Annotated in this window: 18 protein-coding genes and 1 pseudogene; 9 read left to right on the top strand and 10 right to left on the bottom strand. The window is 38.3% G+C overall.

The features are described from left to right. Positions 1-3: 3 nt before the first annotated feature. Both B4Z90_RS07180 and B4Z90_RS07185 read right to left on the bottom strand, forming a co-directional pair. Positions 4-480, bottom strand: coding sequence for a transposase family protein (locus B4Z90_RS07180; RefSeq protein ID WP_376781411.1), 477 nt, complete (start codon positions 478-480; stop codon positions 4-6). Positions 481-734: 254 nt separating this feature from the next. Beyond that, positions 735-1,019 carry a right-handed parallel beta-helix repeat-containing protein gene (locus B4Z90_RS07185; protein WP_070566755.1) on the bottom strand — a complete coding sequence of 95 codons (285 nt, stop codon included), beginning with the start codon at positions 1,017-1,019 and terminating at the stop codon, positions 735-737. Between the two features lie 218 nt (positions 1,020-1,237). Here B4Z90_RS07185 and B4Z90_RS07190 point away from each other — a divergent pair, with 218 nt between their 5' ends. The 8 genes from B4Z90_RS07190 (at position 1,238) to B4Z90_RS07225 (ending at position 13,791) form a co-directional block, all read left to right on the top strand. Then, entirely contained in the window at positions 1,238-1,477 is a 240-nt protein-coding gene (locus B4Z90_RS07190) for a DUF1569 domain-containing protein (RefSeq protein WP_070566757.1), read from the top strand. A 232-nt stretch (positions 1,478-1,709) separates the two neighbouring features. Next, positions 1,710-3,386 carry a DUF6377 domain-containing protein gene (locus tag B4Z90_RS07195; protein ID WP_070566759.1) on the top strand — a complete coding sequence of 559 codons (1,677 nt, stop codon included), beginning with the start codon at positions 1,710-1,712 and terminating at the stop codon, positions 3,384-3,386. A 391-nt stretch (positions 3,387-3,777) separates the two neighbouring features. Beyond that, positions 3,778-6,720 (top strand): SusC/RagA family TonB-linked outer membrane protein, encoded by a 2,943-nt coding sequence (locus B4Z90_RS07200; RefSeq protein ID WP_070566761.1) that lies wholly within the window; start codon positions 3,778-3,780, stop codon positions 6,718-6,720. A gap of 20 nt (positions 6,721-6,740) precedes the next feature. Continuing rightward, positions 6,741-8,450, top strand: coding sequence for a RagB/SusD family nutrient uptake outer membrane protein (locus B4Z90_RS07205; RefSeq protein ID WP_070566764.1), 1,710 nt, complete (start codon positions 6,741-6,743; stop codon positions 8,448-8,450). 34 nt (positions 8,451-8,484) lie between these two features. Beyond that, on the top strand, positions 8,485-9,624 hold the full coding sequence (locus tag B4Z90_RS07210) for a SusF/SusE family outer membrane protein (RefSeq protein WP_070566766.1): 1,140 nt from the start codon (positions 8,485-8,487) through the stop codon (positions 9,622-9,624). Between the two features lie 5 nt (positions 9,625-9,629). Continuing rightward, positions 9,630-11,009, top strand: a complete 1,380-nt coding sequence (locus B4Z90_RS07215; RefSeq protein ID WP_139145008.1) for an alpha-galactosidase — start codon at positions 9,630-9,632, stop codon at positions 11,007-11,009. A gap of 49 nt (positions 11,010-11,058) precedes the next feature. Next, positions 11,059-13,227: a glycoside hydrolase family 97 protein gene (locus B4Z90_RS07220; RefSeq protein ID WP_286801651.1), complete on the top strand. Its 2,169-nt coding sequence runs from the start codon at positions 11,059-11,061 to the stop codon at positions 13,225-13,227. Positions 13,228-13,524: 297 nt separating this feature from the next. After that, positions 13,525-13,791, top strand: a complete 267-nt coding sequence (locus B4Z90_RS07225) for a hypothetical protein (protein WP_070566772.1) — start codon at positions 13,525-13,527, stop codon at positions 13,789-13,791. Positions 13,792-13,985: 194 nt separating this feature from the next. Here the strand turns inward: B4Z90_RS07225 and B4Z90_RS07230 are convergent, their stop codons facing one another. Next, positions 13,986-15,419 carry a DUF4932 domain-containing protein gene (locus B4Z90_RS07230; protein ID WP_286801653.1) on the bottom strand — a complete coding sequence of 478 codons (1,434 nt, stop codon included), beginning with the start codon at positions 15,417-15,419 and terminating at the stop codon, positions 13,986-13,988. 337 nt (positions 15,420-15,756) lie between these two features. Between B4Z90_RS07230 and B4Z90_RS07235 the strand changes: the two genes are divergently transcribed. Continuing rightward, positions 15,757-16,509, top strand: a complete 753-nt coding sequence (locus B4Z90_RS07235; RefSeq protein WP_083295984.1) for a DUF6794 domain-containing protein — start codon at positions 15,757-15,759, stop codon at positions 16,507-16,509. A 406-nt stretch (positions 16,510-16,915) separates the two neighbouring features. Here B4Z90_RS07235 and B4Z90_RS07240 read toward each other — a convergent pair whose 3' ends face one another. The 7 genes and pseudogenes from B4Z90_RS07240 to B4Z90_RS07270 form a co-directional block, all read right to left on the bottom strand. After that, positions 16,916-18,196, bottom strand: coding sequence for a leucine-rich repeat domain-containing protein (locus tag B4Z90_RS07240; RefSeq protein ID WP_286801655.1), 1,281 nt, complete (start codon positions 18,194-18,196; stop codon positions 16,916-16,918). Positions 18,197-18,238: 42 nt separating this feature from the next. Then, positions 18,239-18,865, bottom strand: coding sequence for a hypothetical protein (locus B4Z90_RS07245; RefSeq protein WP_286801657.1), 627 nt, complete (start codon positions 18,863-18,865; stop codon positions 18,239-18,241). A 5-nt stretch (positions 18,866-18,870) separates the two neighbouring features. Next, positions 18,871-19,209 (bottom strand): hypothetical protein, encoded by a 339-nt coding sequence (locus B4Z90_RS07250; RefSeq protein ID WP_070566777.1) that lies wholly within the window; start codon positions 19,207-19,209, stop codon positions 18,871-18,873. A 40-nt stretch (positions 19,210-19,249) separates the two neighbouring features. Then, on the bottom strand, positions 19,250-20,809 hold the full coding sequence (locus tag B4Z90_RS07255) for a hypothetical protein (RefSeq protein WP_139145010.1): 1,560 nt from the start codon (positions 20,807-20,809) through the stop codon (positions 19,250-19,252). Beyond that, on the bottom strand, positions 20,796-22,247 hold the full coding sequence (locus B4Z90_RS07260) for a hypothetical protein (RefSeq protein WP_286801658.1): 1,452 nt from the start codon (positions 22,245-22,247) through the stop codon (positions 20,796-20,798). Before B4Z90_RS07260 ends, B4Z90_RS07255 begins: the two co-directional genes overlap by 14 nt. A 207-nt stretch (positions 22,248-22,454) precedes the next feature. Beyond that, a complete protein-coding gene (locus tag B4Z90_RS07265) occupies positions 22,455-24,986 on the bottom strand; it encodes a glycoside hydrolase family 2 TIM barrel-domain containing protein (protein WP_286801660.1) in 2,532 nt (843 codons plus the stop codon). Positions 24,987-25,113: 127 nt separating this feature from the next. Next, positions 25,114-25,586: pseudogene (locus B4Z90_RS07270) on the bottom strand (alpha-L-fucosidase); the annotation flags it as partial.

A 25,586-nucleotide genomic window follows, 5' to 3' on the forward strand; every position in this document is an offset into this window, starting at 1 on the left:
GCCTCACTTAAATTTTTCAACACCTTTTGCTGGTGAAAAATCGCTTTTTTCAATCAACCGTAGTATAGTCGTATCGCTAGTGGGTATAGACAATATGGTACAAATCCGCTGAGCAGGCCTTCCTCCGGCAAGAAGCCCAAGTTGTCTGATCTTACTTTCCAGACGCTCAGTCCTCCGTTTATATGGCCTGAAATGACTCTCGAACCTCTCGGTGAATATTTTGAACGGACATTCGTCTTGATGACAATAAAATTTACGAGAGCGAAGAATAATTCTGGAAGTTTTACCAAAGACAGGAAGGTCTGCGATCTTGCGGGTGTAATAGCTGTGGATTCTTTTCGAAGTGATGCAGCAGTTTGGGCAGACAGCACTTTGGGTAGTACTCTGCACATAAACTACCAGTACATCTTGCTGGTTATCTACTGATATAATCCTGAAGTTATCACCATCGTCCGAAAAAACAAGTTTTGATGCATTCATTAAAATATGAACGCTAATTGAAGACAAATATAATGGTATTACCACCAAAAGTGGGGAAGAACCAACATCAGCCAGTATGGCAGTTGAATAACAGCTTTAAACGCACTACGCATCCCTAATTCTAATTCAATTTTGAGGGGTCAGCTTGTTCAAGTATATCCAGACTTCACATTTTTTATTTGCTCATGTTTGTTATTGCGATATTCGGAGATGTATACTTTGCAGAAATAAATTAAGCACGAAATTAAAGTAGCTCAAAATTTACCTTTTAACTGGATATGCTGCACCACAGTTTTCAACCGATTGTCTGTGATAGCTATCCTGTCAAATCCTGTTCCTGTCGATTTAAAAGTGTTGATACCGTTTTTAAATCCGCTTTTGATCTGGTTTCCGCTCACATTGATATCTGATGATCTGCGTACCGAAGAAGATTGAATATCGATACCGACCTCATTGGAATCATTCCCCTCAATAATATTTCCCTCTACGGAACAGTTGTCGACCGTATATAACGAGATGCCCGTTTTCCCAACACCCAAAACAACATTTCCGGCAGTTTGATCCAGGGCTAAAAATCCACTTTCAAAATATCTTGTTCAAAAAATTATCCTGTCTATCAGACTATCAACGAGATGTAATGCGATAGATATGCAATTCTATTTCTTATCCTATGCAAAGTCGATCGAAGAACAAATCTGTTAGATTTGTAAGACTGCAAATGATCAAAATCCAGATAGAATAGATAAATGTTCCTAATATGAAATCAATATTTGAGAAAAACATAAGAGAAGCGGTCATCGAAAGAATTAATTTATTACACGAGGACAGCGATGCTCTTTGGGGAAAAATGACAGTAACGCAATTATTAATCGAGCAATATGAAACATTTGAAAAAGCTACATTTGTACATTGGTTCTTTGGTAGAATGTCCAGAGCCCAATTAGGTCAGTTCATATACAAACATTGCAACCACCATTTAAAGCAGTTTGGAGCGTAACCCAAAAAGCCACGGAACCGCTACATGTGTCAGACGTTATAACGGGTTCGTTCGAGGGCAGGTATCTGAAAATGGAATAGGTCATTATTGGTGTAATGTTTCAACACGCAGGATTGTGTTTAATCTCGGATATGATCTATTATAAAAAAAGCGCCATTGAACAAACTCAAGTTATTTATTTATATTTGATCTGCTCAATTTCTTTAATTTGAATAGTATTCTACTAATATAAATGGGAAAACCTGTATTTTTATATCTGATTTTATTTTTTATAGCCACAATTTCCAAAACTAAAGCGATTGCTTTAAAAGACTCCTCAATTCTCAATCTTACTAATCTCATTCAAAATAAAGATACTTTTGTTGAGCAAAAAGAGCTTTATCTTTCCCTGATAAAAAAAAAGCTGGACAATAGCACCGAAAATCTGAATCTAAAATTTGAATTACAAAAACAGCTGAGTAGCTCATACGCATCCTATAAATCTGATTCCGCTATTTATTATGCTAAGAAAAATTTGGAACTGGCAAATAAACTCCAGAGTCCAAATTGGATACTAGAAACTGAATTAGACCTTTCTCTACATTATCTGGTCGCAGGTATGTACATTGATTCTAAAGATATTTTGGATAGAATACCCATCCAAAAATTAAACAATCACCTAAAAATAAAATATCTGGATGCTCAAAAGAACTTTTTCAAGTTTTATGCATACCATAATTATAACCAAAAAAATTATTTAGCAATTAGCCGTAATTATCGTGATTCTTTATTAACGCTGCTTGATGAATCTTCGAATCACTACAAAATGGTATATGCAGAAAAACTGATCGACCTGAACAAAATAAAAGAGGCTAAAGTAATCTTGAATTCAATATTCGCGACAATAAAGGAAGATAGCCATGAAAAAGCAATGCTTGCATTCTCACTTTCAGAAATATACCGAAAGGAAGGCAATGTAGGCAAACAGTGCGAACTGCTGATTATATCCGCAGCTTGCGATATTAAAAATGCGATAAAAGAAAATACTTCCATGCAAGCGTTAGCATTTTTACTGCACCAACAAGGTTACATCGATGAATCCTATATGTGTATAAAATCATCGCTTGAAGACGCAATCTTCTGCAATGCTAAATTTAGGACCTATGAAGTTTCTCAAATTTTCCCAATTATTGATACCTCTTATCAGGAACATCAAAAACAAAAAAAGGAGCAATTGTTTACGTTTTTAATTGTTGCTTCCGTCCTTTCCATATTATTGATACTAGCGATAATATATGTTTATAAACAGATGAGAAAAGTGAGTAGGTTCAGGCTCGAATTATTTAAAGCAAATCAGGATCTCAATAAACTAAATGACGAATTACAAACTAAAAATGAAGAGTATAAAATTGTAAACAACAAATTGTCCAAAACGAACAATTTGTTGTATGAATCCAATCACATCAAAGAGGTATACATCGGACATTTTCTTGATATCTGTTCAATGTACATCACGAAATTGGAGAAATTTCAGACCTTAATAAAGAAAATGATCATGGGAGACAAAATCTCGGAGCTCCTTAACTTGGTTAAATCTAACGAGAGAATAGACAAAGAAAAAAAGGAACTGTTTAATACCTTTGATCATATTTTTCTTCATCTCTTTCCCAGTTTTGTAGACGATATAAACTCGTTGCTGACCGAAGATGGAAAGATAATGCTTAAAACGAATGAGCTCTTGAATACCGAATTGCGCATCTTCGCCCTAATCAGACTCGGTGTAAATGATTCATCCAAAATTGCTGGATTTCTCCATTGTTCCTTAAACACAATTTATACTTATCGGGCAAAAATTAAAAGCAAAGCTATCATAGATAAGGATGAATTTGATAAAAACATCATGCAGATCGGAACGATTAAAAGTATTTAGAAACAAGACACCCGATACGTTTAAATACCCATCTATACAGCTCTGATTCGCTGTATTACATATCGTACTGCGTGTTAAATTTAGATTATTCGGTACGCTAAATGTTATTTCCCTACCTAATTTACTGCTGTTATATCTATATTTTTCTAAAGAAAAATATAGATATAACAGCTAATAATCAAATACTTAAACATTCACCAGACTTATATTTTGCGTTTACGATCTTTTTCCTGGGATTTGGTTTCTCTAGATTTGGAACTGTAACCAATGGCTGTTTTAGAAAATACCTAAGCAGCAAAAAAGGGATAATTTAAAAATTTTAAACAACCAATTTATGAGGGTAATCTATTTAAGACAGTGCTCGTCTTTAAAGTATCTATTAACTGTGTTTATGTGGATACTGATAATGACATGGGTACAAGCTCAAGAAAAAAACATTCAAGGGAAAATTCTTGATGTGACAGGTAAACCAATGGCCGGTGTTTCTATTACCGTATCCGGAAAACCAAAAGCTACTAAAACAGATGACGAAGGAAGATTTTCACTATCCGCAGTAAATGTCGGGGATAAATTACAGATAAGTTTTCTAGGCTATAAAAAATTGGAAAAGAATATTGATAACGCCACTGTCTATAATCTAACGCTTGAAACAAATGAAGAAAGATTAGCGGACGTTGTAGTAGTTGGCTACGGAACCCTAGATAAAAAAGAAGTAACCAGCGCCATTACACATCTAAACGGTAAGGATCTCAACGTATTTGGTGGAAATGGCGTACTTAATGCTCTTGCTGGCAAGGTAGCGGGACTCAGTGTAGTAAACACTGGCCAGTCAGATCCGAATTCCTCTCCCAGTCTGCAACTACGTGGTGTGTCTTCCCGCAACGCCGGACTTGGACCGCTTTATGTGGTTAATGGTGTTCCTGGGGGAAATGTTGACAACTTAAATCAAAACGATATTGAATCAATCGATATACTCAAAGGAGGTGCAGCTTCTGCTATCTATGGAACACGTGGGAGCAATGGCGTAATTATTATCACAACAAAAAAAGGCACATCTGAGCCTTACGCATTTTATGATGGATATGCGAGTTTTGACTTACCGAATAACCGTATCCAGGTTCTCAGTGCCGAAGATTTTTTAAAACACAACCGAGGAACGGATTTTGGAGGAAATACCAATTGGTTTAACGAAGTATCGCGCAAATTCGCCTTTAATCAAAAAAATACGCTTCAGTTAGCTGGTGGAAACAGACAAACCAATTATATCGTCTCATTTGACCTGCGCAATGCTCATGGATTGGACTTACGTTCAGACAAGAAAGAATACGGGGCGCGGTTGAATCTGTCCCATACCTCGGCCAATAACCTGTATACAGCCACTGTAACCATTGCGCCCAGGTTCCTTAAAGCAAATAATGCCAGTTATAATGCATTCAATCAAAGTTTGACACTAAATCCGACATTGCCGGTGATGGATGCAAAAAATCCAAACTTATTCAATTATATCAATACGGGTTTTTCTGGTGCTTATAATCCTGTTGAAGAACTTCGCACGGTATTGGATGGAACCGAGGGCAAGTACCTGGACTGGAATGCAGCTTTTAAACTTAACATTTTGGAAAACTTGTCTACACAGGTAACGTTGGCACAACAATCTTCTGATTTTTTTGATTTCAATTTTACACCGTCCTACAATACAGGCGCGATTAATGGAAATAGTGGTAGAAATTCAGCAGGAAGAAATTATAAAAAAAGTGACCAGTATGTATTTGAATGGACAGGAAACTACAAACAAAGTTTCGGAAGACATAATATTAACGTATTAGGAGGATATGCATATAATTATTTTCTGTATTCAGGAATGAATGCGGGTAACCAAAATTTCCCATCCGATGTACTGACGTATAACAATCTGGGCTCAGGTCAATATGACGTCCCTATTCCTACCAATCCACAGCCGGGTGATTACACATTCAGATCGGTTGGTTCATATAAAAATGATGCGAAACTGATCGCTTTTTTTGGAAGAGTAAATTATGATTTGGCAAATAAATATTATGCATCGGCAAGTTTGCGCTATGAAGGCTCTTCTAAATTTGGAAGACTGAACAAATGGGGTTATTTCCCCGCGCTCTCCTTAGGCTGGCGAATTATGGAAGAGGATTTCTTTCCGAAAGCTTCTTGGATCAATGACCTGAAACTTCGAGCAGATTACGGTGAGACGGGTAATCAGGACTTTGGCAGTTACCTTTCGTTAGATACTTATCAAGGTTATGGTTATTTTGCATTTAACGGGGCATCGTACCAAGTTTGGGGTCCCAGTCAGAATACCAACTATGACCTTCGTTGGGAAAAAGCACAGAACTTAAATTTCGGCGTCGATTTTGATCTTTTCCAACGAAAAATAAGTGGTAGTATCAATTATTATGTACGTACCAACAAAGATCTACTAGGCTCCTATAACGTTCCGGTTCCACCATTCGTGTTAACAACAACCTTTGCCAATGTAGGTACTATGAAAAATTCGGGCCTGGAAGTGCAATTGAATGCTAAAATCCTCACCCAGAAAGATTTTTCATATTCGGTAAGTTTCGCTGGAGCATCAAATAGCAATAAATTCGTTTCCTTTTCAAATGACATTTATAAGGGGCAAAACTTTCAATTCATGTCCTATATGCCTTCGCCGGGGTCTCCCGGACCAGCTCAACGTTTGGAAGAAGGACGGAGAATCGGCAGTTTCTATATGTACGAATCTGCCGGTATCGACGCCACTGGACGTTTGATGGTGTATGATAAGGACAACAATATTATACCCGGAAACACAGCAAAGGAAGAAGATAAACGTTTTGTAGGCAATGGATTACCATTGTTTACCGCCAGTTTGGGACAGAACTTTACCTACAAAAACTTCGATCTTTCGGTATTTTTACGAGGTTCATTTAAATACGACCTCTTTAACACGACCGCTTTTTATTTGGGAACCCCAGTTACGCAATCTGGTGCGAACGTGCTCAAATCGGCTTATGGAAATGGCAAATATGCTGCGTTGACCAATGCAGAGACCTATTCTACTCTTTCGGATTACTTCTTGGAGAAAGGTGATTTTGTAAAAATCGACAATATTACGATTGGTTATAATATCAAACCTCCTGTCAAGCAAATCAGTTCGATCCGGGTGTATGCCGTAGCACGCAATCTATATACTTTCACCAAGTTTACAACAGGTGATCCTGAAGCAATATCCGTTAATGGACTGACACCCGGTATAAATACTTCCTTGTCTTACTATCCATCGACGGCACAATTCCTAGCAGGCTTACAGGTTAAATTCTAACGATTAAACACAACAAAGAGATGAAATTTTCATTACGTTATATAATTCCCCTTTCCATTAGCACCCTAATTTTGGGAAGCGCAAGCTGTACCAAGCTTGACGAAACCTTATATGATAAAATTACTTCTGACAATTTCTTACAGAAAAGAGAAGATGTGATCCGTGATTTTTTGAGACCGTTTGAACATGCCTTTTGGTCGATTCAGGGTGGTGGTCTATTTTACGCGCAGGAACTCCCTGCCGACCAATTGATGACCCCAAATAGGGATGGCGACTGGTTTGATGGAGGCAAATACCAACGGGCTCATTACCATACCTGGACAGTTCAGGATGATTATACCAGTGATATGTGGAAAGCTCTTTTTCAGGGTATCAGTTTAGCTACAAACTCGCTTGAGGATATCGAAAAGGTGGATATCCAAAAAGTTCAGATCACTGAAGCGGAAAAGGCCGACTTTGTGGCTGAGCTGAAGACACTCCGGGCCTGGTTCAACCTACGGGCTTTTGATTTATACCGGAATATTCCACTGGTAACAAAAGTAAAGGGTGAAACTGCAACTCCGCCGCAAGCGACACCTGCTGAAACCTTCGCCTTTATTGAAAAAGAGCTGAAAGATGCTATTCCCGGATTGCCACTCCGTCAGGATCTCGGCACAACGGGTATTGGTAGATGGACAAAAGGCGGAGCCGCAGCCTTATTGGCCAGACTTTATCTGAATGCTGAAGTTTATACGGGTCAAAGCAAATATGCTGAATGTGCTGCGGTATGTCAGGATATCATAGACGGAAAATATGGCAATTACCAATTGGAAACGATATGGTCAAAACCTTTTGATTACGATAACGCAAATTCAAGTGAAGTTATCTACGGATTCCCTGCAACTTTGGCCCGCACACACTGGCATTATAGTTCGGATATGTATTGGTGGATGGCACCGCATCAGGCTCAAAATTTCTTCGGCTTTACCGATTTCGGAAATATGAATACCCGCTATGCCCTTCAGCCAGGACGGGATGTGGACAGTGTCGAGTATAATTTTGCCCTCGGTAAGCCCTTTATCAAATTTCAGCGCTATCCAGATGATCTTCGATTAAAGAAATATAAAAATCTTGGCAATAGTAAAAGAGAAGGTATGTTTTTGTTCGGTTACCTCCCCTATTATAGCGATCCGACAAAATTGGTCAAAAGCAACCGAGGATATACCATCTTTGCCCGTGATCAGGTGGGATGGTTTAAAGATACCCCTCCGGGAACAAAGATCGCAGATAAAGAATCCAATATGAACCATGCAGATGACAACTCTGGCTTATGGGTTGCGAAATATCCGATATATCCTTCTAAGGATCCAAATACCATTTCTTCGGCATTTGCAGAGATTAGACTTGCTGAAATTTATTATTCACTAGCTGAATGTAAATATAGAACCGGCGATAAAGGATCCGCCGCAAAATTGTTGAATGCGGTGCGTAAGCGTAACTATCCAACTGGCTCAAACAGCCTGTACCTGGAGTCGGGACAGCAATTGAGCGATCAGGAAATGATCGATGAATGGGGTCGTGAGTTCCTGGTCGAAGGAAGACGCCGAACCGATTTAATTCGTTGGGGTAAATTCAATTCTGGAAAATGGTGGGATAAAGAACCTGATAATAGTGATCATACTAAAATTTATCCTATTGGTCAGAGTGTTTTCACACTAACTCCGTCATTGCAACAGAATCCCGGATACTAATCAGTTTTAGTAAGTATAAAACCTTTTGAAAGTTATGAAATTTAATTGGAATATAAGATTGTCGGCTTCAAAGCAACTTGGAAATATCCTGCTATGGGGCGTATGTTTAATAATGGTGCAGTCCTGTTCGAAAGAACTGGATGCACCTACTCCACTGCCATTCGAAATTACGGATATTACAGCATCTGCTGATAAAGTGGTCATTAATCCGAGTAAGCCGTCTGAGGATGCGCTTACGGTTTCGTGGCCGGCATTTTCAAACTCAATGATCTCTTATAAAATAATCCTGGCTAACGGTGAGCAACGGGATAGTGTAGCAGTCGCCTCTGGAGCGATAAGCAAACGGTTTACCCAGGGTGAATTGAACGCTATACTAGTTGAAAAATTGAAGATGACGGTCAATATAGAGTCCAAACTGGATATTACGGTGCTCGGACTAATTCCGTCAAAAACGCTGTCAACTACATCGAAAACAATCAGCATACAGGTTGTTCCTGGTCCGGTCGGTGCGGCGTATGCATCCCTATGGGTGGTGGGCGATGCTACGCCAAATGGCTGGAATATTGAAAACCCAAATGCAATGAAGAAAGATCCGACCAACGCCTTTCAGTTTAAGTTTAATGAAGTATTGAATGCTGGTGACTTTAAAATCCCTGTAGCGACAGGAAATTGGGGGACAGATTTCTTTATGCCTTTAGCAAACCATCCAAAACTTTCCGAAACTGGTGTTCAGCTGGTTCCGGGTGGAAACCCTGATTATAAATGGAACATCGCAACTGCTGGCGCTTACAAGATTCTGCTTAATATCAGTGCAACCCCATTTATAACGATCAAACCTTTTACCCCGTACAAGCAGATATGGCTCGTAGGGGACGCTGTGCCTTCTGGCTGGACAATAGATAATCCAACACCAATGGTGCCTACAGCAGGAAACCCTTATGAGTTTACTTATACAGGCTCATTAAAAGTGGGCGAATTTAAGATCCCAACCGCAACCGGAAGCTGGGACGGAGATTTCTTCATGCCACCAACCAATGGAGAAGGAACAACAGGAAAAGATGCAATAATTATCGCTGAGGGTAAAATCGACAACAAATGGAAAATTACCGAAGCTGGAACGTATAAAATTACCTTCAACCAGCTTTACGAAACAATTTCAATTGTCAAAAATTAGGCCATATGAGACGATTTCATCAACTCGCTACACCACTTGTATTTTTGAACATGCTGTTTATGACAGCATGTTCAAAAACTCCTTCAAATGATATAACCACAAAGATAATTCATCCAGACAGTTTGCAAAATCCGTTCGTCGGCCCACTATATTGGAGCCCTTACGAATATAACTTCGAAACGGATGGTTATATTCCTGAAGATGAATGGGAAAAGAATATCAACTGGATTGACAACAACCTAAAATCTTTAGGTTACAAGATGGTCTGTATCGACGGCTGGGGCGACGACTTTAAATACAACGCCGATGGTTATCGTACAACCCACTCGTCCAAATGGAAGCACGACTACGCCTGGTGGTCCGATAACCTGAAAGGTAGAGGGATGACTTTGGGAATATACAACAACCCCCTATGGGTAATCAAATTGGCTGCTGATGCTGGTGTAAAAATTAAAGGAACGAATATTCCCCTTTCCAGCATCATGAAAGAAGATGAACAGGCCACCTGGTTTAAGTGGGTACAAGTTGACAAACCGGGAGCCGAAGAATATGTCAAAGGATATATTCAATACTATGCGGATATGGGTGTGCGCTATCTACGCGTAGATTTTCTTTCCTGGTTTGAAGATGGAAAAGATAGGAATATGGGGACAGTAGGTCCAGTACGTCCGGCGGCATACTACGAGAAAGCTCTTCGGTGGATGCGTGAAGCCTGCGATAAAAATGGAATTTTCTTAAGTCTGGTGATGCCACATCTCTATAATGATGCGCAGGTAGAGCAAAAATACGGACACATGATCCGCGTCAACGACGATGTTGGAGATGGCAAATGGTGGCGATGGAGCGACAATGAACGTGGAATCAAACGTGTTGGATGGTCACAATATGCAAATGGCATGGATGGTCTGACCTATTGGTCTAACATTTCAGGCAGAGGAAAGATGATACTGGATGCTGATTTTCTTCGGATTAATACTTTTTCCAATGATCATGAAAAGAAGAGTGTCATCTCAGCCTGCTTTATTTCTGGCGGCGCTGTCACAATTGGAGACCGTTATAATTCCATCGGTAAAAATCTTTGGCTTTACCAAAATAGGGAACTACTTGCTTTAAGAGAAGATGGATTTGTCGGAAAACCCTTAACCAACGATCCGAAAGATCCAAAAAGCCAGATCTGGAAAGGTCAGTTGACCAATGGTGATTGGGTCATAGCCCTTTTTAATAGAGAGAGTAACTATCAAACCAGAGGATTGAATTTTACAGATTTATCTGGCAGCCATTGGCGGGTAAGGGATTTATGGAAACATGAAGACCTGGGGACAATGAGTTCCTATCTTGAGAATATTCCACCACATGGTGTAACAGTTTTGCGATTAACGAAGTAATCCAAAGCTCATAACAATACTGAATTTTAATATATATGCTAAAATAGAAATGATGAAAAAATCAATTTTTCTTTTATTTGTCGTCTTTTGCTGTAACGGGATCGTAGCACGGGGGCAACAGATAAAATCGCCCAATGGAAGATTTGAACTGGCCTTTGGATTGACAAAAGAAGGTACGCCAACCTACGAATTAAAGTTTAAAAACAACGTGGTAATCAAGACCAGCAATCTGGGATTGGAACTCAAGCTCAAACCGGATGAAGAATTAAACTTAAAGGGACAAACGGATGGTGAAACCCAGATAAAAAAGAAGAGCTCGCTTTATAGCAATTTTGAAATCTCCGATTCAAAGACCAGCACTTTCGATGAAACATGGCAACCGGTATGGGGAGAAACTAAAAATGTAAGAAACCATTATAATGAACTCGCTGTCACATTAAACCAAAAACAAACAGAGCGCCAAATTATTATCCGTTTTCGTTTATTTGATGATGGTCTCGGTTTTCGGTATGAATTTCCACTGCAGAAAAACCTAAATTACTTCACTATTAAAGAGGAACGTAGCCAGTTTGCCATGACTGGTGACCATACCGCTTATTGGATTCCTGGCGATTATGACACCCAGGAATATAATTATACCACATCTAAACTATCTGAAATAAGGGGTTTGATGGGAAGCGCTTACGAAGGCGGCAACGTCTCTCAAACCTCCTTCTCGCCAACGGGGGTACAGACCTCGTTGATGCTAAAAACCAATGAAGGTGTTTACATCAATTTACATGAAGCAAGCTGTCTGAATTACTCGACGATGCACCTCAATTTGGATGACAAAAATTTTGTTTTTGAATCTTGGCTTACGCCAGATTCACATGGCGATAAGGGTAAAATGCAAGCACCCGCTACCTCACCTTGGAGAACAATTATCGTAAGTGATGATGCAAGAGATATATTGGCGTCTAAGATGACCTATAATTTGAATGAGCCAAGCAAAATACAAAATACTTCCTGGATAAAGCCTACAAAATATGTAGGCGTGTGGTGGGAAATGATTTCCGGTAAGAGTAGTTGGTCCTATACAAATGAATTTCCGTCTGTCCAGTTGGGAATAACAGATTTCAGTATGGCAAAACCAAATGGTACCCATGGCGCGACAACAGCAAACGTTAAAAAGTATATAGATTTTGCTGCGAAGCATGGTTTTGAGGGTGTTTTGGTTGAAGGATGGAATATCGGATGGGAAGATTGGTTTGGCAATGATAAAGATTATGTCTTTGATTTTGTCACGCCTTATCCTGATTTTGATCTCAAAGGATTAAACGATTATGCACACGCCAAAGGTGTGAAACTGATTATGCATCATGAGACATCCGGATCTATCCGCAACTATGAGCGACATATCTATACAGCCTATAGGCTGATGAACCAATTGGGTTATGATGCTGTAAAAAGTGGGTATGTAGGAAATATTCTTCCATTGGGTGAACACCACTATAGCCAATGGACAAATAACCATTTTCAGTATGCTGTAGAAAAAGCAGCTTCCTACCAAATTATGGTTAATCAGCACGAAGCTGTACGTCCGACGGGTGTAGCACGTACCTGGCCAAATTTGATAGGCAATGAATCTGCTAGAGGTACAGAATACCATGCATTTGGTGGCATAAAGCCCAATCATGTAACTATCTTGCCTTTCACAAGACTTATTGGCGGTCCAATGGATTATACCCCCGGTATTTTTGAAATGAACCTCGCCAATGGCGCCCATGTGAATAGTACGTTGGCCAACCAATTGGCGCTATATGTAACGATGTATAGCCCTTTGCAGATGGCAGCAGATTTTCCGGAAAATTATGATCGTTTTCCAGATGCTTTTCAATTTATTAAAGATGTCGGGCTGGATTGGGATGACAGTAAATATTTAGAGGCTGAACCTGGTCAATATATTACCGTTGCCCGTAAAGAAAAAAATACAGAAAAATGGTTTTTAGGAAGTGTAAATGGAAATTCCAGCAGAACATCGAAGATAAAATTTGATTTTCTGGATGAAGGAAAGACCTATTTGGCAACTATTTATGCTGATGCGTCAGACGCAAACTATAAGACAAAACCACAAGCGTATACAATAAAAACTACAAGAGTAACGAAAAAGGACACGATCGTTCAACATTGTGCCGCAGGCGGTGGTTATGCTGTTTCGATTGTCCCAATCAAAAAATAAAGGCAATTGATGAGATCATAGGGAGGATTTTTCGGATCCAAACGGAAATGAATCCCTAAATGTCTTATCCATTTCTATAATTAATAAGGCCTTCTTCCCAATCTCACTTATGATAGTTTAACGGATCGATATAACTAATGTTCATTAGCGAACTTTATATCGGACCACCAACGAGATGCAATGCGTGATATATGCGGTTCTATTTCTTACATCCTGTTTTGTAAATTCAAAAACCAGTAAAGCGATATCATGAAGCTAGTTGCGAAAATATTTTAATTAAAATAGCGCTGAATAAATATGGATCATTTAGAACCTATACCATTATCGACATTAGTAGCTAATATCAAACAGGAAATTAGTTATGGTGAAGGGAAAATGGAAACCCACAAAGGCTCTAAACAGTTTAGCCCGGGCACCAAAGTGTATATTATCGATTGGTATGCTGGGATGTGCCAAGCTATCACTGTAATCGGCTTGTCCAGAGACACAAAAAAAATTAATTACGATTGTTATACGGGCCGAATGGATCGAAAACTTCCGCGTCAAGTTATGCTACAACCCTAAAGTATGCTCAAAAATAAAGACCTACTTTGATAAGGAGGAAGCTGGAATGCAGCGGTATACAGAAAAATTTGTAAATGATATGTTTGTCGGTATACCTCAATGGAATGAACCTATTTAACTCTCACAACGATAATGTGAGTTACCTTTGCCACAATTGATTATGTATATGGTCAAATATTGTCCATTACAGTAAATTACTTTGTACTAAATTTTAGATAATGGTCTTTCATCGGTATCCCATCTGCAGTACGGAATGCATTTCCTGTAATGATAATTTCATAGGTTTTGTTTGGTTCTAACTCCCAATCAATGATAACAGATTTCTTATCTGAAGAATAACGATGTCCTTTTATCAGCGGAAAACCTTCTTTGGAAACTCCCCTAAATGACCGTCCCTGTCCCAATAAGGGCCTGTCGAAATTTATCTTCAGCTCCCTTAAGGTGTTGTTGACATTGGTTTGTCCATCCTGAATTCCCTCAAAAGAAATGATTTTTGGTCTTCTTTCTTCAAAAGCTGCATCTAAAGAAGAAATATCTGCAGCGTAAGATCGATAAGCTTTGGCAAGTACAGGCATATAGCTCTCTAAAGTAGGATATAAGTCTCGCTGACGATCAAAGTGTTCAAGTTCATCAACAAGTTTCTCAATCCAAAGAAATCCCCTATCTAGCTGTCCATTGGTTTCCTTTGAAATCTCTTCGAAGCTGAAATTATGATCTTTTTGATATTTGATAACCGCAGCTCGAACCAATGCCTCGTTCAACATCGTTTGCCAGCTACCGTATGCCTGCCGGTTCATTTTCTCCTTTACAAGGCTATATAATTTTTCGCCGCTGTCTCTAAAAATTGTCGTGTCTTTTTCCAATAAATAATTAACAAAGGAGTGGTTAAACTCGTGAAGTAATGTAGGGAAATAGCTCTGTAAAGGAAATTCAGCCATGCCAAGACTATCCATACTCCATGTCCCCATAATAGCGTAGACTTCCTTAAGACCCTGTGGATTTTTAATGGCTACCCCATAGTTACCGCCGCCATTTCCCAAACCATTCACAATCAAAAACTTTTCGGATGGTTTCTTACCATAGAATTTAGGGTACCAGTCCAATTCAATATGTTCATAAATTGGAAGAAAGCGCTTTTGTACCTCATTGTACAGTGCCTGGTTATCCTGAAAAAATCCTTTGCTATTACTGTCTTTGTAAAACTTCTTTAACAGTGTTGCGAATTGAAGAGCATTAGCTCTACTCCACCTTTTGTCCAGGGTTTCGTTGATATTTTTTTGCTTAAGATTGAACTTATCATCAAGATGTATGGCCATACTCATCACTGCATCGTAGCCTATGCCATTTTCATTTTTAATCTTATTGACAAAAGTGATCAATTCGTGTTCTTTAAAAGGACCATAGTGTTCATTGATTCGATCAACGTAGCGCTTAAAAATAGCTGAGCTATACTCTTGATTGCCAGCAAGTCTAAACACAATACTCAGAAGCTCGATACGCTCATCAACTTTTGGCTTATCCATAATTTCGTTACGCTGCCCATAGGTAAGCATAAATGATAAACTGAATAGGATAATCAATACATATTTAGAAGTTTTTTCGAACATATTGGAAATAGGCTTTACCATCTTTTATTTATTTTGTACTTGAATGGGGATTCCAAATAGTTTGCCAATAAATTTAACACGCTATTTGCCAATACACTACGAACGAATTTCTTTCTTAATACTGACCGTTATTGAACACTAGCCGTTCAATATTGAACAGGCTGCCAGCCATTTTCGATAATCTTATTCATTAATATTAAATTGATCACTTAAGTCTTATAACTGTTTGAAAGCATATTACATTTCTTGTGCAACGTTACCTAAGTTGACAGCTGTTAGAAAAGAATAAATTCTTAAATTAGTTCAAGAATTATTTAGATCTAATTAGTTGAATTTAAAACTGCTTTACACCAATAATATGACCACCCTAAGATTTATATTGCTTGCACTTATATCAGTTGTTTGGTCACTGCCCTCTGCTTCTGCTCAAAACTCCCTTCCTAGAAATCTGAAAGAAACAGCCTCATTCTTAAATCTTAACGTTTCGGATAGCCTAAAAAACGTAATCAAATATAGTGATGAGGTAGAGTTAAGTGAATTAACCGACAATGAACTTGAAAGTGAATTTGAATTGATTGACTCGCTCCTTTCGACTGGAAAATCTCCATTATTTACATATTTAAATAATAAAGGAATCCACAACTTTAAAAAAGATGTGATTTTGGAATACTATAAACAGCTACTCTCAGCAGGTTATGTAAAAGAAGATTCTCTCCTGAAGGCATTCAAACTGAAGGAAAACAAATTGAAAAAGGAAATCAGACAGCGGATGAATGCGGACACAATTGCCGGTATTTATATCCCGAAAAACCTTGACGATTGTTTTGTCCAAATAGACTCGTTCTGGGATGATAGCACCAAAAATAAAATAAGAGAAATGACAGAGTCAGAGTTTATGGCCGGCTCACATTTCGGATTTGGAATGTGGATGAGAAATAATTGGGGCCTCTGGGGAGGTTCAAGGCTCTCCGCATATTTGACTAAACGGGGAATCAGGCATCCTGACGACATGTCTGGCATCATATTAACAAGTTATTATAGGAAATTAAAGGGGAAAGATCCCGATGTAAAATCGCAGCTAGAGTATTATAAAAAGTACTGGACTCCATAAAACTTTTCAATAATACTAATCGTATTACCAATTTTATTTTTAACAGTTTTTGGGCTTTGTGTGAATTTTGATGGCCTAGTACCGTTTGTTTTTCCGGTTATTACAATTCTTTTTTTTCTCGCATTCGCTATCCTTATAATACTTCCAAAAAAAAGGATGATCATGCGGTCAGCTCCTTTATCATTTTATTCTATTCTTTTGGAATTTACCCAAAATTGATCGTCCGAAAAGAAATTTTTGAAACTTCATTAAGCTTGAATAGTATTACGTTATACCCCTTTGTTTCCGTCCAAAAATATTCTGTAAACATTCATCTGGAGCATCCTGTGCTATCGGACTTTATGTTTACTTCCTGTGGGCCATGCCTTAAAAATTAACATATTTACAGGCAATCATGATCCGCTTATCAGTAATAAAATACAAGACCATCTCTTTTCGCAGTGATTTCCTTTAATTGATCATAGTCCATATTCAAACATTGATATAGCGTAAAAATCACACCTGAGCGCATGGAATAAATTTCATCGGGAAGTCGACCCAAATTTGTACCGTTCAAAATAACGTTATTCACGGCCTTCAAAGCACAAATCTCTACAGGAAATTTCTTGAGCTTGCTATAATTGAAATCCAGTTTTAGCAGACCGTCCAATTGTCCAAAACTGCTTGGAAAATCAGTAATCGAAGATGCCCTTGCATTGATTTCCTTCAGGCTCTTAAGTTTTCCGAATGTTTCCGGTAGAGTTGTCAGTCTACTATTCTCCATATTCAGATAGGATAAACTACTTAATCCGCCGAACTCATCTGGAAGCTTCTCTACAGAAGGGGATAGCCAAAGATCTTCTAATTTTTTAAGGTTACCTATCGAAGCCGGTAAAGTTTTAAAATTACCGCCCACTAACCAGAATCTAAGATTAGACAAGTTCCCAATATTATCAGGAATAGATTGCAAGCTTTCTCCTTGAATCCAAAGTTGTTTTAAGCTCTTGAGGTTACCAAAAGATTGTGGCAGTTGCTGAAGCCTACTTTCTCCGTAAATTTCAAGCGTGTCCAACTTAGTCAAATTATCGATATCCGAAGGCAAGGTAACTGGTGATGATCCCGGATAAACAAAACTAAAACGTGCAAACCTCAAATTACGGCATTGACTCAAACTTGATGGGATATAAGCCTGTTGCGCGAGAACTTCCGTAGACACCAGTTTGGTCAAGTTTCCAAAATCTGAAGGAAGCTGGGTAACAAAGCAATCGAGGTGTTTTAAATTGACCAGTTTACCCAACGTGCCGTTGAAGTCTACATCGCCGACATACCGCATAATAAGGGTTTCGAGCGACTTTAAATTTCCAAAAGTTTTTGGCAATACCACGGTATATCCCAAATCGGGGGTTCGCATCGGTGTCAGGTGAAATGATTTCAGTTTGGTCAGATTGCCAAAATTATCAGGAATAGTAAGATAATAGCCAACTCTGTCTAGACTAAGTTCTTCAAGGGCAAGATAATGATCGCCAAAAATAGTCGGAACATCTTTCAATGAAGATCCACCTAAAATAAGCTTCCTTAGATATTTAAATGCCTTAAGCGCAGGAAAAGAGCCCGGGTCATTAAAACGATGTGCTATACCTGAAGCCTGCATATTCATTTCAATAATATGTCCATCCTTATCTTCAACAACACGCCCACCGCGCCCCATTTGCAATTCATTTAATGCCTCGTCTTCTTGATATTCGCCAGTCTATACCTTTTTGGTAAACTGATAATTTTTCCCAGCATAAGTCATCGTATAGGTAACTTGATAGCTGGTATTGGAATAACCATGCAATTCAATGGTTGGATTTTCTTCTACCGGTCTGGCCCAACCATCGTGGTATGTGCTATGTAGATGACCATAAGCTTTATCGAAAGACCATTTACCTTTATATTTCGGATCCACGGCAAAGTGAAGTATCGTCTTAAAGGATGAAGGTGTGTTTTCTTTAATATCGATATGTAACTCGGGTATTTTAACATCGACTGTGGCCGTATTACTATTACCGCTACCTTTTACCGTCCAGGTAAGGATATATTCCTCTCCAGGCACTCCCCTAAAAAACGAATTAGGGTTATTAGGGTCGTCGATTTTCACATAATCTTCCACTACAGTTCCTTTTGTTATACTCCATGTACCTGTTTCCCCTTTTTGTAAGGCGCTACCCTTTAGCTGGACGGTGAATTCGTCATATAGTTCAGTGGGCTCGGCCTTAGGTTCATATACTGTTTTCAGTACATCCTGGTATTCCTTCTTTGAACAGGCTACAAATAAAAAGCTTTCAAAAAAAACACAAAGAAATGAACACCAAAATAATGTAGACTTATTATACATGGATATTAAGGTTGAGTTGTAAAATTAAATATTGCTGAACGTACTGAATTCCCGTTGCTGTCGTTAACAATCAGTTGATAATAGTATTTTTTCGATTTTTCTAAAGGGGAAAAGAACACACTATACTTATTGTTATTTTGACTCACGGCATTGTAGATTTTTCCTCCGGTCTGTTTGTACATAACAGCAAGATCATCGTGTACATATACTTCAACTTTACTATATGGATACGAAGCAAGTGTAAAAGACAGTATGTACTGGCCTTTATCTAAAGTAACTTTATTTTGAATATCTGCAAAAGCATCTATTTCGTTATATACGGTTTCCTTTTTGCAGGAGCTCATAAGGACTAATAAAACTCCTATAAACCAGCATATACAGTTGTTATTGGATAGACATTTCATAAATTGAGCCTTCTAAAAAGTTAATATCAGCATTGAGGTAATACTTGTCTTTATAAGTGAACATTCCGCCAAAATACATATGATTTCCATTAATACTTAAATAGATAGGACTTAGCGTGTTTTTTACTATGTTGTACATCATAAAATTATTGACGTCCAATGCCAGTAATATATCACCATTAAAATTTATGGCACCTACTGGCGCATAAGGATAGGTTTGATTTGTTGTTCCGACACGATATAATTCTGTAAGTTTAAATGTGTTCGCGTCAACAGCATATATCGTTAAGGTATACCCGATATTGAAACCTTGGTCAAATACATTTGAAACTCCAAGTGCATATAATCTGCCTTTAACTGAGACAAAGCATTCACTGGAAAAATTAGTATCGAAAGTGGCGATCTCCTCAAATTTATCTTTTGTCGGGTTATATTTGGCGACAATATTCTTTATTCCACGAGAATTCACTGTAAGTGTATACGTTTGGTAGACCGCATTATTGTGCACAAAGATACTATGATTACTATAACCGTGCGATTCTTTAAGTTGGGGCCGGCTAAAATAGTACTTTGAAAATTCGCGTTTTTCAATGTCAAAAGCTTGACAAAACAACTCATAACCATTGAAAAGGTCCGGCTCTAGCGAAGGCAAAATATGGCTAACTGGAAGTGCAAGAAAAAATATTCGATTTCCAATGGATACGGACTTTGGCGGAATAACCCCCATCGTATCGGGAATATGAGCAATATTCTGCAACCGGCTCGTTTCAGGATCAAAATGTGAAACAGAATTGTTCCAAAAATAATAGATTTGGTCATTGCAGATCGAAGGATAATTAGTTCTCCAGTTCGTCTTTTTCAGTCCTATGGCCAATGTATTTCCCTTATAAATAAAATCAATAGCCTGACCAATGATCTCTTTCTCTTTATAAATCACGCGCAACATATAATTTCCGTCTCGATACGGATAATAACCCGTTAGACTGATCTGATAGGTTCCATTTTTCGTTGCAATGGGATAGTTCATGTGAAGCGTGTCCATTCCAAATAGAAATTTAATATCTCTCAGATTAATATTATTAAGATTCTTCCCTTCAACCACAGTCCTAAACTGGCCCCTTTCATCATACTCTGCCTCTGTATTTGGCCAAAAGAGCGTAAAATCTTCTGGGAATGGAGCAGTTGTGGTTATTTCAGTTTTACGCTCAGATTCTATTGTGTTGCCATTATACTCGATGTAAGGCACCAAAATATAAGTAGATTCGGAATCCAGTTCATTCAATGTGAGTCGAAACATATCGCCTTCACGAACAGCTTCAACACTTTTTCCTTGACTGGGATTATCTTTTTTATAGTACCTGACGCCCGATTTTGTATATCCTAGACTGGAAATCTGATAGGTCATTGAAATTTCTTTATCCCGGACACTAGTGATGGCCTCATTAATAATCCTTGGAAAAACCTCATTTTTTTCAGTTTTACAGGCCGACATAAGAAAAACAAGCCCCAGTAGACAAAGGTATTTGTTAAAGTTGCCCATTTGATTTTGTTTTAATATAAATGAAATTCAAATTTTCATAGGACCAGGTTTGTATATAATAGAAAAACAGGTTGTATGAATTATCGACATTCTGGGTCATATTTTTAAACATATGCATCTCCAAATTAGGATATTGTAAAGTCGATAAGAGCTTCAGATCACTGTCATACTTATTTATAGTACCATAAGTGGATATTCCACCACCTTCTTGCTGTCCATAGACCACAATATTGTTATCATTATCAAAAAAAGCTCCTGCTGGCTTTAAATTGACGTACTCACCCAATTTTGCCTTGACATTGCCATTCTTATCAAATTTGACATACCTTAACGAATAGGAATAGAAGTCAAAACCCCAGAGATAAAAAATATCATTTTTATCTTTCAGTAAAATAGGCATATGGTATTGACGTTCGTAATCGCCAGGAAGCTTTCCATCAAACTCAAAAGTAGCCAGCACATTACCGTCCCGATCTGTTTTTTGCACCTTAATTTTTGTTGCTTCAGAATCAAGCAAACTATAATAGATCTGTTGCGCATTGTCTAACTGAATTGAAGAAATGCCAACGGAGCTATTTTTACGTTTCCAAACAACTTTAAAGTCGCTGGTAGTAACCTTTAACAGCTCTCCCCCACCTGTACCCATGATCATGTTATGTGACGCGTCAAACTGAACTGATGAAACGTAATCATTCGGAGACAAATCTATCGAAACGGGCTTCTCCAGTTTCAGTTTACCATTCGTCTGATCAATGACATAAATATCGTGTTTAACAATAATGAAAGCTTCATCTTGCTTAGAAGGCAACACTACATGTGGTGGTAAATCATAATAATTTAGATCCTGGATCAAGCGATACCATATAATCTGGCCTTTATTATTTGTACGATATACAATCAGTTTAAAATTTGTTTCTCCCCCCTCATGCTGCAAAAATGTACAGATTAAATGTCCACCATCTTCCAGAAGACGGATGCTATTATTGCCCGTTATACGTGATTGCGTATGAATTTTGTATTCAACATAAGTACTTCCGTTAGTTGTGCTGCCTCCAACAGTTCTTGCATCTATGCTTTGTTCTTGTGTTATTCCCGTTTGGGAACTCGCAATTACACGGATCTTATAATTTGTATCGCCAAGCAAATTAATTAAGCTGTATTTTGTTATACTAAGATCCTTCGCTACAAGCTTATTATCGACATATATCGCATAGGATACTGGCTTAAAATGCGAACTGTTCACCTTATCCCAAGATAACTCTATTAAATCTTTGTTTGCAGCACTTACAACAAGATTCAAAGGATTTAATATTTCTGCCTGATCAATATATTCATCGGTTTTGCTCGCAATATTCTCCTTCTTGGAACATCCTCCAATTAATAAAATTAGAATTAAGAAAAATAGCTGAGCACAATAGTAAAAAATAGCTCTTTTCATAAAATGAAGTTACTCACCAAAGATATTAAAAAGGTTGTATCAAAAGCATTTTTTTAAACATAATTAATTGATGCATTAATTAGGCCAAATAATTCTCTACAATATTTAATAGACCTTTATGAGATTATCGTGCCCCACAAGCAAATTCCATCTATACACACACCTATATTATCTGATTGTACAGCATTATAGGATGAAACATATCTTTTACTTCACCGTTAATTTGACGCTTGCTTTCTTCAATCCTTTTCCTTCTACTTCTGCTATAATTTCCCCAACAGAGTCTCTGCTTTCAACAAGAAAAACCAATTGACCATTAAAGCACTTCATGAAAGGCTTCTGAAATGATTCCAAACTTGTTGGATCTCCATTCGCCACAGCCTTAAATGCCCCCTGACCTTTTACCTTTAATTTTAATTCTCGGTCTTCGCCTGTCACTATATTCCCCTGTTTATCAACCAGCGTAGCTGTGATAAAAGCAATATCTTTTCCATTTGCTTTCAATTGTTTCCGATCAACGTCTAAACGTACAGTATATAACTTACCTGCCGTCTTTACACTATCTCTTGCAGCTATATTTCCTAAAGAATCATAGGCAACTACCGTAACCGTACCCGGTTCGTATTTAGTATCCATCCACATCAAGCGATAGCGCTTTTGACGCATAAAATCATTTTGTGCCTTTTTATCGTTAGAATTTACCAAGGTAACATCAAAATCTTTCTTTTTTACTCCTTGACTTTTTCCATTGATAAAAATTTCCGCTGCAGGGTAATCTGTATAGACAAAAATTGGCGTTTTCTGTCCTTCGCGTCCCTTCCAGTTCCAATGAGGAAGAATATGAAGTGTATGCAATTCCTGGTTCCAATGGCTACGATAAAGATAATATCGATCTTTAGGGATACCGGCAAGATCTACAATACCGAACAAAGAACTATGACTTGGCCAATCTGTATAGTAGGGTGTCGGTTCGCCCAAATAATCGAACCCTGTCCAGACAAATTCACCTATTGCGTAAGGTAGATCGTCATGCTGAATAAAGTTATCTTCAGGCAAATCCGACCAGGAACAATGCTCTACATCATAACTCGAAGCCTGATGGTCGTCATATTTTGCCATCGATTTTCGTTCAACGGGAAATTTATAAACACCTCTAGAACTCAAAGTAGACGCAGTTTCAGTACCAAGAATTAACTGCTGTTGTAACTTTTTATAGGCTTGGGGGTATTTAAATGGACGATAATTAAAGCCTGCAACATCCATCGTTGAGGCAAAGCTACTATTTATAACCGCATCAGGGTTGTCCATCCCCTGGGTAACGGGGCGAGATGGATCCTCACGATGGCAAATATCTTGCAGATACCGCGCGACCTTAGATCCATCAGGACTTCCTTGTTCGGGTACTTCATTTCCAATACACCACATCACAACGCTTGGATTATTGCGGTAATGCCGTATCAGATTTACAAGATCTTTTTCGGCCCAATCGTTAAAATATTGATTGTACCCATTCTTCATTTTGGGAATTTTCCATTCATCAAAACTTTCCGCCATTAGCATAATACCCATTTCGTCACAGGCTTGCACCAGCTCCGGAGCCGGCATATTATGGGAAGTGCGAATGGCATTAACGCCCATATCTTTCATTATTCGTAACTGCCGCCTAATAGCGGCATCATTCACAGCTGCTCCCAAAGGCCCCAAATCATGATGCAAACACACTCCTTTAAATACGGTCAGCTTTCCATTCAAATAAAACCCTTTATTGGGTACCATAGCAATGCTTCTGATTCCAAATACGGTTTGATATTTATCGATTAATTTGCCGTTCTGATAGAGCTTGCTGACAGCCTTATATAAATTGGGGGATTGCAATTCCCACAATTGTGGTTTCTCAACGAACAATTCCTGTTGCATCTGCTGGATCTGGTAGTTGCCTATCTGATCATTCTTCTTCGCCACGATGCGTCCATGGCTATCGATAAGAATAGTTTCTAAGGAAAGAGAATCTTTCGACAGATCTATACCGGCTAAATCAGTCCGAACCTGAATTCGAGCGAAATCCTTTGTGATCTCAGGCGTCGTAATATAGGTGCCCCAATGTGCAATACTTGTTTTTTCAGTGATCTCCAATCGAACATTTCGATACAATCCTGCGCCAGGGTACCAGCGGGATGACTCAGACTTATTTTCTAATCTTACCGCGACCAAATTTTGACCCGGACTCACATACTCGGAAACGTCAAAATAAAAACTATTATAGCCATAAGGCCAATTGCCGACCTTTTTCCCATTCACAAAAACGACAGCATTGCTCATAGCACCATCAAACTGTAAAACCGTGCGCTTATTTTGAACGTTTTGTGGCAATTCAAATTCTTTACGATACCAGCCAACGCCTACAAACGGAAGTCCACCAGTCCGACCTGCATGTTCCAATGCTTCCTTTTGTCCATCTTGAGCAATAGCCATATGCTGCTTATCATTGTTGGCACTAAATGGGCCATAAATTGCCCAATCATGCGGAACACGAACAGTCTGCCATTCGCTTGTAATCAATCCGATATCAGCGAAGTTTGGCTGATCATGTTTTGTAAATTTCCATCCATCCTCGAGCATGGTTACTATTCGTTCCTGAGCAAATAAAGTATTTGGTCCAATAGATATTATTGCACATAGTATAAATTTCAGTCCTCGGGTTGAAAAAATGGATAAATAAGATTTAGATTCTTTTTGCATCTATAGCATTTTAAGGTTGAGTTTGTTCATAAAAACAAATTGAAGATCCGAAAATACAACTTATGTATAACATAATAAAATTATTCAGATCTTTTGTGATTGGAATTAAAGCTGAAATCATAATGTGCTATTCAAATGCTCCTTTTTCATTGAAATAGAGTCCCAGCTGTTCTATTTGCGGGTTTAGGCGAGATTGTAAAATGTTGATTCTTAATCTCTGGGCACTAACTGTCGGAAAAGTCAATAAACGTTTGTTACCGATAGTAGTTCCTTTCGACACTTCTCTCCAGACTCCATCTTGCCAGATCTCCAAATTAAATCGCTCGACACGTTGCCCTAAAGCGATGGTTTCCTGTAAGGAAAGAACGTTGAACGCGGTTGCTTTAGGTAGGGTATATTCAAAAGTTGCTATGCTGTTTTTTTCATCTTTCGTCGTCCAAAATGGCATTTTTTTCCATTTTTTTAAAACGAGGCCTGCAGTATGGAGTTTAGCTTTGCTTAAAAGATTTTTCGAAAACAATGCTGTGCGCCAGTCATTCCACTTTTTTAAATTTGCAGCATCTACCGAATGAATCAAACCTGCAGTTGTTGGTGGAATAT

The organism is Sphingobacterium sp. UBA5639 (assembly GCF_002421245.1).
Classification (GTDB): Bacteria; Bacteroidota; Bacteroidia; order Sphingobacteriales; family Sphingobacteriaceae; genus Sphingobacterium; species Sphingobacterium multivorum.

What these genes read in the sequence shown, in the direction of transcription:
- B4Z90_RS07195 (WP_070566759.1), top strand. Translation starts at nt 1,710, where the DNA reads ATGGGAAAACCTGTATTTTTATATCTGATTTTATTTTTTATAGCCACA.
- B4Z90_RS07225 (WP_070566772.1), top strand. Translation starts at nt 13,525, where the DNA reads ATGGATCATTTAGAACCTATACCATTATCGACATTAGTAGCTAATATC.
- B4Z90_RS07200 (WP_070566761.1), top strand. Translation starts at nt 3,778, where the DNA reads ATGTGGATACTGATAATGACATGGGTACAAGCTCAAGAAAAAAACATT.
- B4Z90_RS07190 (WP_070566757.1), top strand. Translation starts at nt 1,238, where the DNA reads ATGAAATCAATATTTGAGAAAAACATAAGAGAAGCGGTCATCGAAAGA.
- B4Z90_RS07260 (WP_286801658.1), bottom strand. Translation starts at nt 22,247, where the DNA reads ATGAAAAGAGCTATTTTTTACTATTGTGCTCAGCTATTTTTCTTAATT.
- B4Z90_RS07230 (WP_286801653.1), bottom strand. Translation starts at nt 15,419, where the DNA reads ATGGTAAAGCCTATTTCCAATATGTTCGAAAAAACTTCTAAATATGTA.
- B4Z90_RS07180 (WP_376781411.1), bottom strand. Translation starts at nt 480, where the DNA reads ATGAATGCATCAAAACTTGTTTTTTCGGACGATGGTGATAACTTCAGG.
- B4Z90_RS07235 (WP_083295984.1), top strand. Translation starts at nt 15,757, where the DNA reads ATGACCACCCTAAGATTTATATTGCTTGCACTTATATCAGTTGTTTGG.
- B4Z90_RS07250 (WP_070566777.1), bottom strand. Translation starts at nt 19,209, where the DNA reads ATGAGCTCCTGCAAAAAGGAAACCGTATATAACGAAATAGATGCTTTT.
- B4Z90_RS07265 (WP_286801660.1), bottom strand. Translation starts at nt 24,986, where the DNA reads ATGCAAAAAGAATCTAAATCTTATTTATCCATTTTTTCAACCCGAGGA.
- B4Z90_RS07245 (WP_286801657.1), bottom strand. Translation starts at nt 18,865, where the DNA reads ATGTATAATAAGTCTACATTATTTTGGTGTTCATTTCTTTGTGTTTTT.
- B4Z90_RS07220 (WP_286801651.1), top strand. Translation starts at nt 11,059, where the DNA reads ATGATGAAAAAATCAATTTTTCTTTTATTTGTCGTCTTTTGCTGTAAC.
- B4Z90_RS07210 (WP_070566766.1), top strand. Translation starts at nt 8,485, where the DNA reads ATGAAATTTAATTGGAATATAAGATTGTCGGCTTCAAAGCAACTTGGA.
- B4Z90_RS07215 (WP_139145008.1), top strand. Translation starts at nt 9,630, where the DNA reads ATGAGACGATTTCATCAACTCGCTACACCACTTGTATTTTTGAACATG.
- B4Z90_RS07240 (WP_286801655.1), bottom strand. Translation starts at nt 18,196, where the DNA reads ATGGGGCGCGGTGGGCGTGTTGTTGAAGATAAGGATGGACATATTATT.
- B4Z90_RS07255 (WP_139145010.1), bottom strand. Translation starts at nt 20,809, where the DNA reads ATGGGCAACTTTAACAAATACCTTTGTCTACTGGGGCTTGTTTTTCTT.
- B4Z90_RS07205 (WP_070566764.1), top strand. Translation starts at nt 6,741, where the DNA reads ATGAAATTTTCATTACGTTATATAATTCCCCTTTCCATTAGCACCCTA.